This window comes from Ensifer soli (assembly GCF_041928815.1).
In the GTDB taxonomy this organism is placed as follows: Bacteria; Pseudomonadota; Alphaproteobacteria; order Rhizobiales; family Rhizobiaceae; genus JBHFEI01.
The window spans coordinates 132,635-146,740 of the sequence record NZ_JBHFEI010000003.1 but is presented as its reverse complement, the minus strand read 5'-3'; the positions used below and the strand labels follow the sequence as shown (position 1 = coordinate 146,740).

Here is a 14,106-nt window from a genome sequence, read left to right as displayed (position 1 = left end):
ATCGGCAGGCGAATTTGCGCAGAGTGACCGGCGGGGGGCAAAGAAGGGGAACTGCATGTATGAATTTGCCATCGCATGGGAATGGCTCCATTTCGCCGTCCGCTGGCTGCACGTCATCACGGCGATTGCCTGGATCGGCTCGTCCTTCTATTTCATCGCCCTCGATCTCGGCCTGGTGAAGCGCCCGCATCTGCCGCCCGGCGCCTATGGCGAGGAGTGGCAGGTGCATGGCGGCGGCTTCTATCACATCCAGAAATACCTGGTCGCGCCCGCCTCGATGCCGGAGCACCTGACCTGGTTCAAATGGGAATCCTACGCCACCTGGCTGTCGGGCTTCGCGCTGCTCTGTCTCGTCTATTACGGCGGCGCCGACCTGTTCCTCATCGACCGGAGCGTGCTCGACATTTCCGCCCCCGTGGCGATCCTCATCTCACTCCTGTCGCTCTCCGTCGGCTGGATCTGCTATGATCTTCTGTGCAAATCGCCGATCGGAAAGAACACCTGGGCGCTGATGATCCTGCTCTACATCGTGCTCGTCGCGATGGCCTGGGCCTATACGCAGGTCTTCACCGGCCGCGCCGCCTTCCTGCATCTCGGCGCCTTCACCGCGACGATCATGTCGGCGAACGTCTTCTTCATCATCATGCCGAACCAGAGGATCGTCGTCGCCGACCTGATCGCGGGGCGCACGCCGGATCCGAAATACGGCGCGATCGCCAAGCAGCGCTCGCTGCACAACAACTACCTGACGCTGCCCGTCATCTTCTTCATGCTGTCGAACCACTACCCGCTGGCCTTCGCGACCGCCTTCAACTGGGTGATCGCGGCGCTGGTCTTCCTGATGGGCGTGACGATCCGCCACTGGTTCAACACGACCCATGCGCGAAAAGGGCGTCCGACCTGGACCTGGCTCGCGACTGCGCTGATCTTCATCCTCATCATCTGGCTGTCGACCGTGCCGAAGGTGCTGACCGGCGAGGAAAAGGCGCAGGTCGCGCCCGCCTTCCAGCTCTTTGCTCAGAATGCCCATTTTCCGGCCGCGCGCGATGTCGTCGCCAGCCGCTGCAGCATGTGCCATGCGGCCGAACCGGTCTATGAAGGAATCGTGCGGCCGCCGAAAAACGTCAAACTCGAGACGGACGCCGAGATCGCCGCCCATGCGCGCGAGATCTACATCCAGGCAGGCCGCAGCCACGCGATGCCGCCCGGCAACGTGACGATGATGACGGCGGAGGAGCGCGGGCTGCTGACCGCCTGGTTCGAAAGCGCCGCCAGCGGAGAGACGACCCGATGAGCGCCACCCTTCTGCGCGGCCGCACCTTGAGCTTCCACCGCCGGCCCGAGGCGATCGACGACCGCGTCGCCTGGACCTACGAGATCGACGGCGCCGTTCTCGTCGAAAACGGCCTGATCGTCGACAGCGGCGACTACGGGGCGGTGAAGGCGAAGGCGCCGGAAGACGCCGTCGAGATCGACCACCATCCGCACCTGATCCTTCCCGGCTTCATCGACACGCATGTGCATTTCCCGCAGATGCAGGTGATCGGCTCCTATGCCGCCAACCTGCTCGAATGGCTGAACACCTATACGTTCCCCGAGGAATGCCGCTTCGTCGAAAGCGCCCATGCGAGCCGCATCGCCGTTCATTTCTTCGATGAGATGATCCGCCACGGCACGACGACGGCGGTCGCCTACTGCTCGGTGCACAAGGCCTCCGCCGACGCCTTCTTCGCGGAAGCCCTGCGCCGTGACATGCGCATGGTCGCCGGCAAGGTGATGATGGACCGCAACGCGCCGCAGGGCCTGCTCGACACCGCCGAGACCGGCTATGACGAGACCCGCGCGGTGATCGAGGCATGGCACGGCAAGGGCCGCAACCATGTCGCGATCACGCCGCGCTTCGCCATCACCTCGACACCGGCGCAGATGTCGGCGGCCGAGGCGCTGGTCCGGGAGTTTCCCGACCTGCATGTCCAGTCGCATCTTTCCGAAAACCGCGACGAGATCGCCTTCACCGCCTCGCTCTATCCGGACGCGATCGACTATACCGACGTCTATGCCCGCTACGGCCTGCTCGGACCGAAGACGCTGATGGGGCACTGCATCCACCTCTCCGAACGCGAGCGCGACGCGATGAGCGAGACCGGCACGGTCGCCGTCCATTGCCCGACCTCGAACCTCTTCCTCGGCTCCGGGCTTTTCCCGTGGAAGGACCTGATGCGCCGGGAGAAGCCGGTGCGTGTCTCCGTCGCCACCGACATCGGCGGCGGATCGAGCTATTCGATGCTGCGCACCCTGGACGAGGCCTACAAGATCCAGCAGTTGCTCGGCGAGCGGCTGAACCCGTTCGAAAGCTGGTACTGGATGACGCGGGGCAATGCCGAGGCGCTGTCGCTTGCCGACCGGATCGGCACGCTGGACGCCGGAACCGACGCCGACCTCGTCGTGCTCGACATGGCGGCGACGCCGGCGATGGCGCTGAAAGCGGAAGTGGTCTCATCGCTTTCCGACGAGCTCTTCCTGCTCCAGACCATGGGCGACGACCGCGCGGTCGCCGAGACCTATGTCGCCGGCAGGCCGATGAAGGCGGGGCTTGCGACCTGAGCGCACATTCTCGCCCGGGGCCGCTGACAGGCTTTCCGCTTGGTGCTAAGTCGCTTGCCACCCGTATCGCATGGCCGCGCAGGCATCCCGCGCGGCCTCTTTCCGAAAGCACGACGATGGCCGCTTCCCTCGACATCCGCGAACTCAAGGCGCTGGCGAAGCGCCGCGTCCCGAAAATGTTCTTCGACTATGCCGATTCCGGCGCCTGGACCGAAAGCACCTACCGGGCAAACGAGGAGGATTTTGCGAAGATCAAGCTGCGCCAGCGCGTGCTCGTCGACATGACCAACCGCTCGCTCGCGACGAAAATGATCGGCCAGGACGTCGCGATGCCGGTAGCGCTCGCCCCGACCGGGCTCACCGGCATGCAGCATGCCGACGGCGAGATGCTGGCGGCGCAGGCGGCCGAAGCCTTCGGCGTGCCCTTCACGCTCTCGACGATGAGCATCTGCTCGATCGAGGACGTCGCCTCGGTGACGAAGAAGCCGTTCTGGTTCCAGCTCTACGTCATGCGCGACCGCGATTTCGTCTTCAACCTGATCGACCGGGCGAAGGCCGCCGGCTGCTCGGCGCTGGTGCTGACGCTCGACCTGCAAATCCTCGGCCAGCGCCACAAGGACATCCGCAACGGCCTTTCCGCGCCGCCGAAGTTCACCCCGAAGCACATCTGGCAGATGGCGACGCGGCCGGCCTGGTGCCTGAACATGCTGAAGACGAAGCGGCGCACCTTCGGCAACATCGTCGGCCACGCCAAGGGCGTGACCGATCTCTCCTCGCTCTCCGTCTGGACGGCCGAGCAGTTCGACCCGCAGCTCTCCTGGAGCGACGTGGCCTGGATCAAGGAACGCTGGGGTGGGCCGCTGATCCTCAAGGGCATCCTCGACGTCGAGGACGCGAAGATGGCGACGGCAACAGGGGCCGATGCCATCATCGTCTCCAACCATGGCGGCCGCCAGCTCGACGGCGCTCATTCCTCGATCGCCATGCTGCCGCGCATCGTCGATGCCGTCGGCGACCAGATCGAGGTGCATCTCGACGGCGGCATCCGCTCCGGCCAGGATGTGCTGAAGGCGGTCGCGCTCGGCGCCAAGGGCACCTATATCGGCCGCCCCTTCCTTTATGGTCTCGGGGCCGGCGGCAGGGCGGGCGTCACCGCCGCGCTCAGCATCATCGCCAAGGAACTCGACATCACCATGGCGCTCTGCGGCAAGCGGCGCCTCGTCGATGTCGGCCGCGATATCCTCGCGGCGGACTGACGGGATCAGCTGCCGCGATAGGTGGAATAGCTGTAGGGCGACAGCAGCAGCGGCACGTGATAATGCGCCGCCGCGTCGGCGATGCCGAACCTGAGCGGGATCAGATCGAGAAAGGCCGGTTCCGTCACGACGGCGCCGGTGCCGCGCAGGTAGTCGCCGGCGTGGAACAGGAGTTCGTAGGTGCCCGTCCGCAGCGCCTCGCCGTCGAGCACCGGCCCGTCGACCCGGCCGTCGGCATTGGTCGCGACCGTGCGGATCAGGATACGCGTCCCCTCCTCCAGACGGTAGAGTTCGATCACCAGCCCTTCCGCCGGCCGGCCGAGGGCGGCGTCGAGAACATGGGTGGTCAGCCGGCCGGTCGTGCTCATGGCGGTCTCCTCAGGACAGCGGGTGGTTCAGGATGAAGGGCTGGTCGAAGACGAATTCCTCGAGATTGACGCCCGGCCCCTCGCGGTCGACGACGAGGAAATCGCTGACGGCGTCGATCGCGATCAGCGGATGGTGCCAGACGTTGCGGCCATAATTCACGCCCTGACGGCCGGTGGCGAGGAAGGCGCGGGGCCGACCCGGCCTTCCGCCCTCGTCCCCGGCCACCACGGCGAGCCAGGGGCGATCGTCGATCGGCGAGAAGCTCTGCGAGCCGAGCGGATGACGCTCCATCATGCCGATCGCGTAGGGGAAGGCGCGCGGCTGGCCGCGAAAGAGGTTGATGATGACGGATGCGCCTTCGCCGACGACATCGGCGCGCGCCAGAGCATGGAACCGCTCGGTCGTGCCGCCATTGATCATCCGGACCGTCGCGGGATCGGCCTCGATCAGCGTGCCGAAGGGCGCGAAGGCCGCGGCCGTCAGCGTCTCGATCGCGATCAGGCGGTCCATCGGCGCGTCCATGCATTGCGCGCGCCGCTCATCGCGCGTCTCCCGGCAGCAGACCTTCGAGACGCAGCCGTGCGATCTTTTCCACCTCGGCGCTCGCCGTCTCGAACTCCTCCTCCGCGCCATTGCCGATCCGCGCCTCGAAGGCCGCCAGGATGGCGTGGCGGTCGAGGCCCTTGACGGCGATGATGAAGGGAAAGCCGAACGTCTCGACATAGGCGGCGTTGAGCGCGGTGAACCGCGCGAATTCCTCCGGTGTCAGCCGGTCGAGGCCGGCGCCGGCCTGCTCCGCCCGGGACTCCTCCGTCAGGCCGCCGCTGACGGCGAGTTTTCCGGCAAGGTCCGGATGGGCGCGCAGCACGGCGAGGCGCTCCTCGCGCGTCGCTGCGCGGAACACGGCGCACATCGCCGCATGCACGGCGGGCGCCGTCAGCGGCAGGTCGGGACCATAGGCCCCTTCTGCGACCCAGGGCGAATGCTCGAAGACGCCGCCGAAGCGCGCGACGAAACTTTGTCCGTCCATGGTCAGAGATCCCCGTCCGGTCGGTGATGCGCGTGCCAGTGGCGGGCGATGTCGATGCGGCGCGTCACCCAGACCTTCTCCTTCGACTGGACGTAGTCGAGGAAACGCGCGAGCGACGCGGCGCGGCCCGGCCGGCCGACGAGCCGGCAATGCAGGCCGATGTTCATCATCTTCGGGCTGCCCGCCGCCCCCTCCTCGTAGAGTACGTCGAACGTGTCCTTCAGATAGGTGAAGAACTGGTCGCCCGAGTTGAAGCCCTGCGGCGTGGCGAAACGCATGTCGTTGGCATCGAGCGTGTAGGGGATGATCAGGTGCGGCTTGCCGTGGGTCAGGCCCGGCACCCAGTAGGGCAGCTCGTCGGCGTAGGAATCGCTCGAATAGACGAAGCCGCCCTCCTCCAGCACCAGCCTCAGCGTGTTGAGCGAGGGCTTGCCCTGGTACATGCCGAGTGGATGGGATCCGGTCAGCTCCGTGTGCAGCCGCACCGCCTCGGCGATGTGCCGGCGCTCGACCTCCTCCGGCACGTCCTTGTATTCGAGCCAGCGGTAGCCGTGGCTGGCGATCTCCCAGTCCGCCTCCTTCATCGCCGCGACCGCTTCCGGATTGCGGGCCATCGCCAGCGTCACGCCATAGACAGTGACCGGTAGGTTGCGGCTGGTGAACAGCCGCCACAGCCGCCAGAAGCCGGCCCTCGACCCGTATTCATAGATCGATTCCATGTTGAGGTTGCGCTGGCCGGGCCAGGGCTGCGCGCCGACGATTTCCGACAGCAGGTTTTCCGATGCCGGGTCGCCGTCGAGGATCGAGCTTTCGCCGCCCTCCTCGTAGTTGACGACGAACTGCACCGCGATGTTCGCCTGTCCCGGCCAACGGACCTCGGGAAGGATCCGCCCGTAGCCGACCAGGTCACGCGGATAGGCCTTTTCCACCATTCTGCCACCTCATGAAGACTGGACGGACGGTAGCATCGCGAAGCGGAAAGTCGAGACGAAAAAGCGGTTCTGCATGGGCGGCAGGCGCTTGCGTCCACCCGGCAAGGGCGCCGTCAGGCCGAGCGGCGGGCCATCACCTTGCCGAGCGGATGCTGCGAATGCACGCGCATCGGCCCGCCCGATTCCTGCTCGACGAAAAGCGCGATGCTCGCGATCCGCAACGGCCGCTCGAGCAGCGGCTCGAAAAGGGTCCGCAGCACCCGGTCGATCCGCTGCGTCTCGCGCGGGCCGACCGGCCCTGTCAGGCTCATATGGAAGCGGAACTCGTCCATCACGTAAGGATAGCCCCAGCGATGCAGGTTGGAAAACTGCGGCGCGGTCAGGCCGTCCGGGTCGCGCCGTTCGATGTCCGCATCGGTGAGCCCGGCACGGAAGGGGTCGAACGCCTCGACGATCCGGGCGGCGAGGCATTGCATCGGCTCCGACGGCAGCACGGGCGACAGGCCGAAGAAATTGCCGAGTCGCGCCACCTCGAGCAGCGGCATCTCGAAGGGCGAAACGGTGCCGGCGAACCGCATCAGCGCGTTCATCAGGCCCGCCTCGGTCGCGTCCGGGGCGAGGAGGAACGGCGCCTTAAGATTGGCATGGAAGCCGTAACGGCGCGGCACGGCCGTGAGATACGCAACCTCGCGAATGGAAAGGTCCCCGGCCGGCTGGGGCTCGAGGACATCGCCGGTATAGACGTTACGGCCGAGCCAGTTCGCCGCGGCGGTCGACAGCGGATCGTGCGGCGGCGGGGTGAAATAGATGGCGTAGCGCATGGTCCTCTCCGTTTGCGCCGCAACCTCCCGCTTCAGCGCCATGGCGGGAGGCCTAGGTGATTTGCGTGACAGCTTGACGAAGAAGAAGGAGGGAGGATGCCGTCCCCGGCATCGCGAAAATCCGGGGAACCATCGGGCGGCCCTGTCGTTACCCTTCCATCGAAACAACAACAGGAGGAACGCCATGAACATGCACAACACTCCGAACGACCTTTCCACCCGCGAAACCCATGACCTGATCGGCAGCGACAAGGTCGAGGGAACGCGCGTCTACGGTGCCGACGGCAAGCATATCGGCTCGATCGAGCGCGTCGTTCTCGAAAAGCGGAGCGGCCGCGTCGCCTATGCCGTCCTCGCCTTCGGCGGTTTCCTCGGCATCGGCGAGGACCACTACCCGTTGCCCTGGGCCAAGCTCAGCTACGATCCGGATCTCGGTGGCTATCGCACCGACGTGACCCGCGAACAGGTCGAGGCCGCGCCGAAATATTCGGACGACTCGGAATTCGACTGGTCGCGCGAAGGCGGGCGCCGGGTTTACGATTATTATGGGGTCCCCCCCTACTGGATGTAAGCAGGCGCCCTATATCGGCGTTCTGGGAGATGCGATCCCGGACAGAGATGATGGTGGCCCCGACAGTGTCGGGGCCATTGTTGTTTTTAAAACAAAGGCTTATCGCATGTCTGCCAGCGCGAGATGGGCTCCGACCGCAAATTCCGCCGGCAGCGCGAGCGTCGGATCGCCTGCAATCTCGGCCACGACACTGTCGGCCAGACGGTGGGCGAGGCCAAAACTGACCTTGTAGCCGCCGGTCATGAAGAAAAGACGCGGATGGTCCGGGTGACGGCCGAGCATCGGCTCCCGGCCGATCGCCCGCGGCCGCAGGCCCGCCCAGCGTTCGATCACCGGAGCGTCCTTCAGCATGGGCGCGAGAGCGACCGCCTGGCCGATCAGAGCATCGAGCCGGCCATCGGTGCCGAGCGGGTCCGGAGCGTCCGGCTCGCTGGTGCTGCCGATCGCAACATGGCCGGTCTCGTGCGGGACGATATAGAGGCCGTCGGCATAGACAATCGGCCAGGACGGGTCGATACGGGCGTCGAGCAATGCCGCCTGCCCCTTCACCGCCGAACCCGTCGGAGATGCGCCGACGGGCCTCATGCGGTCGATCAGCGGAAAACTCGCGACGCCGCAGGCGACGATCACCGCACCGGCCTCAAGCCGGGATCCGTCCTCGAATTGCACCGATCCCTCCTCCGCATCGATGCCGCGCACCCCGACGCCTTCGTCAAGGCGGGCACCCGGAAACCTACGCAGTTCCGCCGCGAGCAGCGCCAGGAGGCGGCGCGGATCGACCCGCGCCGAAAGGGTCTCGTGAACGAGGCCGCAGGCCATGGCGCCGTCCTCGGGCCAGCCGGAGATGGCGCTCCTGCCCTCCACGCGCCAGTGCGGCCCGAGGGCCGCCTGCCGCCAATGGATCGTGGCCTCCGCCGATTGCCGGAGCGCGATCTCGCGCAGATGGGGTTTGGAAAGCGGCACAAGGCGGCCGCAACGGCGATAGCCGGCCGACAGGCCGTTCGCCGCCTCGAGCGCGGCAATCTCGCCAGGGAGTGCCATCAGGGCCTCGAACTGGACCTGCTTCTTCTCGTTCCACCGGTCCGGACCGTGCGGCATCAGCGCGCCGAGAAGGCCGCCGCTCGCCCCCGCGCCGACCCTGCGTCCCTCGACGAGCCGGACGGAGGCGCCCCGGCGCGCAGCTTTTACCGCCGCCCACAGGCCCATGATGCCGGCACCGATGACAAGGACGTCAGGAGAGGTGCTGCCGCGGCCAGTGGATTGACCGGGCGCCCGCCCGTCGCTATCGCGTTGCGCCATGACCGGACCCTCCGACACTCCCCCTGCCGACACAAACGGCGCGCCGCTCGCATGGCATGACGGCGATATGCCGTATTCGACCGTCTTTGGCGATCATTTTTATTGCCGGCACGACGGGCGGCTGGAATGCGGCCACGTCTTCCTCGACGGCAACGGCCTGCCGGCGCGCTGGATCGGCGCGGCCGGCTTCACCATCGCCGAGCTTGGCTTCGGCACCGGACTGAACTTCTGCGAGACGCTCCGGCAATGGCGCCGGACGGCGCCGCGCGGCCAGACGCTCACCTATGTCTCGTTCGAGCGCTATCCGATGGATGGCGGGAGCATCGACCGGGCGCTTGCGCGCTGGCCGGAGCTCGCGGCGGAGCGGGAAAGCCTTGTCACCCGCTGGCCGCAGGCGCCCAGCGCGACGGTCGCGCTCGACTTCGAACCGGATGTCCGCCTTCTCGTCGTCTGCGGCGACGCGTTCACCGCGCTCTCGGACCGCGATCTTGCCGCCGACGCCTGGTTCCTCGACGGGTTCGCGCCGTCGCGCAATCCCGACATGTGGTCGCCGGAACTGATGGCGCTCGTTCACGCGCACACGCGCCCCGGCGGCGGCTTCGCCACCTATGCCGCGGCCGGCTTCGTCCGGCGCAATCTCCAGGCCGCCGGTTTTTCGGTGGAGCGCCGGCCGGGCTTTGCCGACAAGCGCGAGATGCTCTGCGGCAAAAAGAGCGCCTGAACGCGCCGCCGCTTCAGGCGAGAAGCGACGTGTCGCAAATGGGGAGGGCATCGCGCCGGCGAATCTGCGAGGTTTCGCCTCGTCGCAGCGGGGATGGTGCAGATGGACGAAAACAGGCTTTCGCAGGCGTTGGACACGCAACCGGCCCCGGCCGAACGCCGGCGCAGAAGCGGCGGACGCGGCGCCGAGCGCGGCCGCAGGACGGGCGCGGACGCACGCTATCTCCATCTCTCGAACACGATGACGCCCTCGCGCGTGCTCTCCGACGACGCGGTCGAGGCGATCCACGAGGCATCGCTGAAGATCCTCGAGGAGATCGGCCTCGACGTCATCCTGCCGGAGGCGCGCATGATGATGAAGGCGGCCGGCGCCGACGTGACGCCCGGCACCGACCGGGTCCGTTTCGACCGCCACATGATCATGGACTTCATGGCCTCCGCCCCGTCGCGCTTCACGCTGCATGCGCGCAACCCCTCGCGCAATGTCGAGATCGGCGGCAACAACCTCGTCTTCGCCCAGATCGCCTCCGCCCCCTTCGTCTCCGACCGCGACCACGGCCGGCGCGCCGGCAACCAGGAGGACTTCCGCAAGCTCGTCAAGCTCGCCCAGAGCTACGACATCGTGCACACGACCGGCGGCTACCCGGTCGAGCCCGTCGACATCCACGCCTCGGTGCGCCATCTCGACTGCCTGTCGGACCTGGTGAAACTGACCGACAAGGCCTTCCACGTCTATTCGCTCGGCCGGCAGCGCAACACCGACGGCATCGAGATCGCCCGGATCGGCCGCGGCATCACCATGGAGCAGATGGAGCGGGAACCGTCGCTCTTCACCGTCATCAACACCTCCTCGCCGCTCCGCCTCGACGGGCCGATGCTGCAGGGCATCATCGAGATGTCGTCGCGCAACCAGGTCGTCGTGGTAACGCCCTTCACGCTCGCCGGCGCCATGGCGCCCGTCACCATCGCCGGCGCGCTGGTGCAGCAGAATGCCGAGGCGCTCTGCGGCATCGCCTTTACCCAGATGGTCCGGCGCGGCGCGCCGGTGATCTATGGCGGCTTCACCTCCAATGTCGACATGAAGACGGGCGCACCCGCCTTCGGCACGCCGGAATACATGAAGGCGGTGATCGCCGGCGGCCAGCTCGCCCGGCGCTACAACCTGCCCTACCGCACCTCCAACACCAACGCGTCGAACACGCTCGACGCGCAGGCCGCCTACGAATCGGCCCTGTCGCTCTGGGCGCTGACCCAGGGCGGTGGCAACTTCATCATGCATTCGGCCGGCTGGAGCGAGGGCGGACTGACCGCCTCGTTCGAGAAGTTCATCCTCGACGTCGACATGCTGCAGATGGTGGCGGAATTCCTCGCGCCGCTCGATGTCAGCGAAGACGCCCTCGGCCTCGAGGCGGTGCGCGACGTCGGGCCGGGCGGGCATTATTTCGGCACGGCCCACACGCTGGCACGCTACGAGACCGCCTTCTATTCGCCGATCCTCTCAGACTGGCGCAATTTCGAGACCTGGACGGAAGCGGGAAGCCCGACGACCTTCGACCACGCCAACCGGGTCTTCAAGCAGAAGCTCGCGGACTACGAGCGCCCGCCCCTCGACCCGGCGGTCGAGGAGGAGCTCGACGCCTTCGTCGCGAAACGGAAGGCGCAGGGCGGGGTTCCGACCGACTTCTGACGCGCGAACATGAACGCGAATTCACTGAGCGAAAGGCACGGGCGGGTGTAAGGTGAAGCCGTTCCAGCAGAGATGACGCCGGTCGCCGGCGCGCTGGACCAGCAGAAGGAACAACGACCATGTTGAATGCAAGACGCCTTGCCTCAGCCGGTCTGGTTGCCCTGACAATTGCGGGTGCCACAATTGCCACCGCCGCCCAGGCCAATGCCCACGACAATTTCGGTGCTGGACTCGCGACCGGCCTCATCGGCGGCGCGCTGATCGGCGGCGCGGTCGCCTCGGCACCCGCCCCGCGCGTCGTCTACGACTACGGCCCCTACGGACCGGCGCCGGCCTACAGGACGGTGGTGACACCCTATTACGGGCCCCATTGCCACACGGCGCTGCACGAGAACCATTTCGGCCAGGTCTATCCCGTTCGCGCCTGCCGCTATTGGCCGGGCTGAGGAAAAGGCGCCGGGAGCGGTCTCTCCCACCCCCGGCGCAGGATATACGGGACCGTCGGAACCGCTTTCCCGTCAGGCGTCGAAGATCGCCGATCGCACATTGGCGATCAGCTTGTCGGTCGGCAGGTTGCTGTAGTTCTTGCTGATTTCATGGGACGTCCTGTCGAGGACGTCCTGCGAGAGCATGCCGCGCAGGTCGCCGAGCGTCTGTGGCGCGGCGCAGAGCACGAGACGATCGAAGGCGCCCTCCTTCGCATAGCGGTCGATGGTGTCGGCCACGTCGGCGGCAAAGCCCTGCTGATCGACCCGCACCGGATCGCTCGAATATTCCATCGCCGAGCGGCCTGGACCGACGGAGGAATGGCTGCGGCCCGGCCGGTCCGACTTGATGTCCTGGGCCTTCCGCGCCTCGGTCTGGAAAATCTCCTGCTCGGGCGTCTGCGGCTCGTCCTTGAGGAAATTCACGCCCTTCAGCAGGCGGCAGGTGCTGCCGTCCGCGGCGAGGATCCAGGTGTTCGTCATGGCTATACGCTCCTTGGCTGTTTCATCCGGTCCGCACCCGCGCGGGAAATCGGGATCCCGCGCAGGGAACGCCCTCACCCCAACGCCGCCCGAACGGGTTCGGTTCCCGTTCCCTTCATCCGTCGAAGGGCTGCCCTGCAAAAGCAAGGCTTGACTTTGCACCGCAAACAAACGACATGAACGCCAGCGTCACCTTCCGGCCGCCGCGTGAGCGAGCCCGGCGGCAACTCTTCGATACGGGCCGCGAAGAAGGAAGCGCATCTTAAGGATCATTCGCCGGAAGCGGCGGATGACGGCGCAGACGCTGATTTTCAACCCACAAGTTCCCAGATCACGCGGGGTTCTTGACGCAAGGCCTGCACCGGCCAGCCCTTGAGCGGCTCCGGTGTCGTTCGTCTTGCGCGCCCGAAAAGGCATTTGGACTTTGACACGTTTTGACGATCTGGGCCTGTCCCAGAACATCCTCACCACACTTACCGGCCTCGGCTTCACCACGCCGACGCCGATCCAGGCCGCCGCGATCCCCGAGGTCATGGCCGGCCGCGACCTGATCGGCCTTGCCCAGACCGGCACCGGCAAGACGGCCGCCTTCGGCCTGCCGATGATCGAGAAGCTGGTTGCCGAAGGCAGCCGCCCCGATCCGCGCAACATCCGCGCCCTCGTGCTCGCGCCGACCCGCGAGCTCGTCAACCAGATCGCCGCCAACCTCAAGGAGTTCGTCCGCAAGACGCCGCTCAAGATCGGCGTCGTCGTCGGCGGAGCCTCGATCAACAAGCAGACCTTCCAGCTGGAGCGCGGCGTCGACATTCTGGTCGCCACGCCGGGCCGCCTGCTCGACCTCATCGCCCGCAAGGCGGTGACGCTGACACGCGGCCGCTACCTCGTGCTCGACGAGGCCGACCAGATGCTCGATCTCGGCTTCATCCACGACCTGCGCAAGATCGCCAAGCTGGTGCCGAAGAACCGCCAGACCCTGCTGTTCTCGGCCACCATGCCGAAGGCGATCGCCGAACTGGCCGGCGAGTACCTGACCGATCCGGTCCGCGTCGAGGTCTCGCCGCCGGGCAAGGCGGCCGACAAGGTCGAGCAGTTCGTCCATCACGTCGCCGGCGGCGCGCAGAAGACCGAACTGCTGAAAGCGTCGCTCACCGACAATCCGGACGGCCGCGCCATGGTCTTCTCCCGCACCAAGCACGGCGCGGAGAAGCTGATGAAGCATCTCGACCATGTCGGCTTCAAAGTCTCGTCGATCCACGGCAACAAGAGCCAGAACCAGCGCGAGCGGGCCCTGAAGGCCTTCCGCGACGGCGAGATCCGCGTGCTCGTCGCCACCGACGTCGCCGCGCGCGGCATCGACATCCCCGGCGTCACCCATGTGTACAATTACGACCTGCCGGAAGTTCCGGACGCCTATGTCCACCGCATCGGCCGCACCGCGCGCGCCGGCCGCGACGGCATCGCCATCGCCTTCTGCGCGCCCGACGAATTCCGCCTGCTGCGCGACATCGAGAAGCTGACCGGCATCGCCCTGACGGTCGCCAGCGGCGAGCCGCCGGCGGGCCGCGTGCCGCAGGCGCCCGCCCGCAACGGCCAGCGCCGTGGCGGCCAGCGCGGCGCACCCCGTTCCGGCAGCGCCGCCCCTTCCGAGGCAGGCGACGGCGCGGCGCAGCGCAAGCAGCACCGCAAGGGCCAGGGCCCGGCTGCACAGGCCGCACACGAGGCGGCCGTCGCCAAGCGCAACCGCCGCAACAACCGGCCGGCACGCCAGCCGCTCGGCCAGCAGCCTTCCCGCGACGGCGCGCCGCAGGGCCAGCGTCGCGCGGGCGGCCATCGGCGCGACGAAGCCTGA

General features: G+C 67.1%; 15 protein-coding genes. 8 read left to right on the top strand and 7 right to left on the bottom strand.

The genetic code is table 11. The features are described from left to right. The first annotated feature begins 55 nt into the window (after window positions 1–55). The 3 genes from puuD (at window position 56) to ACEVQ6_RS05620 (ending at window position 3,860) form a co-directional block, all read left to right on the top strand. Window positions 56–1,294, top strand: a complete 1,239-nt coding sequence (gene puuD / locus ACEVQ6_RS05630) for a urate hydroxylase PuuD (protein WP_374887943.1) — start codon at window positions 56–58, stop codon at window positions 1,292–1,294. Beyond that, window positions 1,291–2,604, top strand: a complete 1,314-nt coding sequence (guaD, locus tag ACEVQ6_RS05625) for a guanine deaminase (protein ID WP_374887942.1) — start codon at window positions 1,291–1,293, stop codon at window positions 2,602–2,604. The genes puuD and guaD overlap by 4 nt, the downstream gene beginning before the upstream one ends. 116 nt (window positions 2,605–2,720) lie before the next feature. Continuing rightward, complete coding sequence (locus ACEVQ6_RS05620; protein ID WP_374887941.1) at window positions 2,721–3,860, top strand: alpha-hydroxy acid oxidase; 1,140 nt, start codon at window positions 2,721–2,723, stop codon at window positions 3,858–3,860. Between the two features lie 5 nt (window positions 3,861–3,865). Here ACEVQ6_RS05620 and uraH read toward each other — a convergent pair whose 3' ends face one another. The 5 genes from uraH to ACEVQ6_RS05595 form a co-directional block, all read right to left on the bottom strand. Further along, window positions 3,866–4,228 (bottom strand): hydroxyisourate hydrolase, encoded by a 363-nt coding sequence (gene uraH, locus ACEVQ6_RS05615; RefSeq protein WP_374887940.1) that lies wholly within the window; start codon window positions 4,226–4,228, stop codon window positions 3,866–3,868. Between the two features lie 10 nt (window positions 4,229–4,238). Continuing rightward, window positions 4,239–4,739 (bottom strand): ureidoglycolate lyase, encoded by a 501-nt coding sequence (locus ACEVQ6_RS05610; protein WP_374887939.1) that lies wholly within the window; start codon window positions 4,737–4,739, stop codon window positions 4,239–4,241. Between the two features lie 28 nt (window positions 4,740–4,767). Beyond that, window positions 4,768–5,259, bottom strand: coding sequence for a 2-oxo-4-hydroxy-4-carboxy-5-ureidoimidazoline decarboxylase (uraD, locus tag ACEVQ6_RS05605; protein WP_374887938.1), 492 nt, complete (start codon window positions 5,257–5,259; stop codon window positions 4,768–4,770). A gap of 2 nt (window positions 5,260–5,261) precedes the next feature. Then, window positions 5,262–6,191, bottom strand: a complete 930-nt coding sequence (gene puuE / locus ACEVQ6_RS05600) for an allantoinase PuuE (RefSeq protein ID WP_374887937.1) — start codon at window positions 6,189–6,191, stop codon at window positions 5,262–5,264. 113 nt (window positions 6,192–6,304) lie between these two features. After that, window positions 6,305–7,012, bottom strand: coding sequence for a DUF1045 domain-containing protein (locus ACEVQ6_RS05595; RefSeq protein ID WP_374887936.1), 708 nt, complete (start codon window positions 7,010–7,012; stop codon window positions 6,305–6,307). A gap of 184 nt (window positions 7,013–7,196) precedes the next feature. On the opposite strand from ACEVQ6_RS05595, the gene ACEVQ6_RS05590 reads away from it, so the two are divergent. Continuing rightward, complete coding sequence (locus ACEVQ6_RS05590) at window positions 7,197–7,583, top strand: PRC-barrel domain-containing protein (RefSeq protein WP_374887935.1); 387 nt, start codon at window positions 7,197–7,199, stop codon at window positions 7,581–7,583. A 99-nt stretch (window positions 7,584–7,682) separates the two neighbouring features. On the opposite strand, the gene ACEVQ6_RS05585 is transcribed toward ACEVQ6_RS05590, so the two are convergent. After that, window positions 7,683–8,882 (bottom strand): NAD(P)/FAD-dependent oxidoreductase, encoded by a 1,200-nt coding sequence (locus ACEVQ6_RS05585; RefSeq protein WP_374887934.1) that lies wholly within the window; start codon window positions 8,880–8,882, stop codon window positions 7,683–7,685. Here ACEVQ6_RS05585 and mnmD point away from each other — a divergent pair. The 3 genes from mnmD (at window position 8,881) to ACEVQ6_RS05570 (ending at window position 11,735) form a co-directional block, all read left to right on the top strand. Further along, complete coding sequence (mnmD, locus tag ACEVQ6_RS05580) at window positions 8,881–9,603, top strand: tRNA (5-methylaminomethyl-2-thiouridine)(34)-methyltransferase MnmD (RefSeq protein WP_374887933.1); 723 nt, start codon at window positions 8,881–8,883, stop codon at window positions 9,601–9,603. The two genes, ACEVQ6_RS05585 and mnmD, sit on opposite strands and share 2 nt — an antisense overlap. Before the next feature lie 102 nt (window positions 9,604–9,705). Continuing rightward, window positions 9,706–11,289: a trimethylamine methyltransferase family protein gene (locus ACEVQ6_RS05575; protein WP_374887932.1), complete on the top strand. Its 1,584-nt coding sequence runs from the start codon at window positions 9,706–9,708 to the stop codon at window positions 11,287–11,289. 119 nt (window positions 11,290–11,408) lie between these two features. Continuing rightward, complete coding sequence (locus tag ACEVQ6_RS05570) at window positions 11,409–11,735, top strand: hypothetical protein (protein WP_374887931.1); 327 nt, start codon at window positions 11,409–11,411, stop codon at window positions 11,733–11,735. 72 nt (window positions 11,736–11,807) lie between these two features. On the opposite strand, the gene ACEVQ6_RS05565 is transcribed toward ACEVQ6_RS05570, so the two are convergent. After that, window positions 11,808–12,257, bottom strand: coding sequence for a host attachment protein (locus ACEVQ6_RS05565; RefSeq protein ID WP_374887930.1), 450 nt, complete (start codon window positions 12,255–12,257; stop codon window positions 11,808–11,810). Window positions 12,258–12,681: 424 nt separating this feature from the next. Between ACEVQ6_RS05565 and ACEVQ6_RS05560 the strand changes: the two genes are divergently transcribed. Further along, complete coding sequence (locus ACEVQ6_RS05560; protein WP_374887929.1) at window positions 12,682–14,106, top strand: DEAD/DEAH box helicase; 1,425 nt, start codon at window positions 12,682–12,684, stop codon at window positions 14,104–14,106.

Bases quoted from the DNA above. Each gene is read 5' to 3' on its own strand.
- ACEVQ6_RS05620 (WP_374887941.1), top strand. From the start codon at position 2,721: ATGGCCGCTTCCCTCGACATCCGCGAACTCAAGGCGCTGGCGAAGCGC.
- ACEVQ6_RS05610 (WP_374887939.1), bottom strand. From the start codon at position 4,739: ATGGACCGCCTGATCGCGATCGAGACGCTGACGGCCGCGGCCTTCGCG.
- mnmD (WP_374887933.1), top strand. From the start codon at position 8,881: ATGACCGGACCCTCCGACACTCCCCCTGCCGACACAAACGGCGCGCCG.
- ACEVQ6_RS05565 (WP_374887930.1), bottom strand. From the start codon at position 12,257: ATGACGAACACCTGGATCCTCGCCGCGGACGGCAGCACCTGCCGCCTG.
- uraD (WP_374887938.1), bottom strand. From the start codon at position 5,259: ATGGACGGACAAAGTTTCGTCGCGCGCTTCGGCGGCGTCTTCGAGCAT.
- ACEVQ6_RS05575 (WP_374887932.1), top strand. From the start codon at position 9,706: ATGGACGAAAACAGGCTTTCGCAGGCGTTGGACACGCAACCGGCCCCG.
- puuE (WP_374887937.1), bottom strand. From the start codon at position 6,191: ATGGTGGAAAAGGCCTATCCGCGTGACCTGGTCGGCTACGGGCGGATC.
- ACEVQ6_RS05570 (WP_374887931.1), top strand. From the start codon at position 11,409: ATGTTGAATGCAAGACGCCTTGCCTCAGCCGGTCTGGTTGCCCTGACA.
- uraH (WP_374887940.1), bottom strand. From the start codon at position 4,228: ATGAGCACGACCGGCCGGCTGACCACCCATGTTCTCGACGCCGCCCTC.
- ACEVQ6_RS05590 (WP_374887935.1), top strand. From the start codon at position 7,197: ATGAACATGCACAACACTCCGAACGACCTTTCCACCCGCGAAACCCAT.
- ACEVQ6_RS05585 (WP_374887934.1), bottom strand. From the start codon at position 8,882: ATGGCGCAACGCGATAGCGACGGGCGGGCGCCCGGTCAATCCACTGGC.
- ACEVQ6_RS05595 (WP_374887936.1), bottom strand. From the start codon at position 7,012: ATGCGCTACGCCATCTATTTCACCCCGCCGCCGCACGATCCGCTGTCG.
- guaD (WP_374887942.1), top strand. From the start codon at position 1,291: ATGAGCGCCACCCTTCTGCGCGGCCGCACCTTGAGCTTCCACCGCCGG.
- puuD (WP_374887943.1), top strand. From the start codon at position 56: ATGTATGAATTTGCCATCGCATGGGAATGGCTCCATTTCGCCGTCCGC.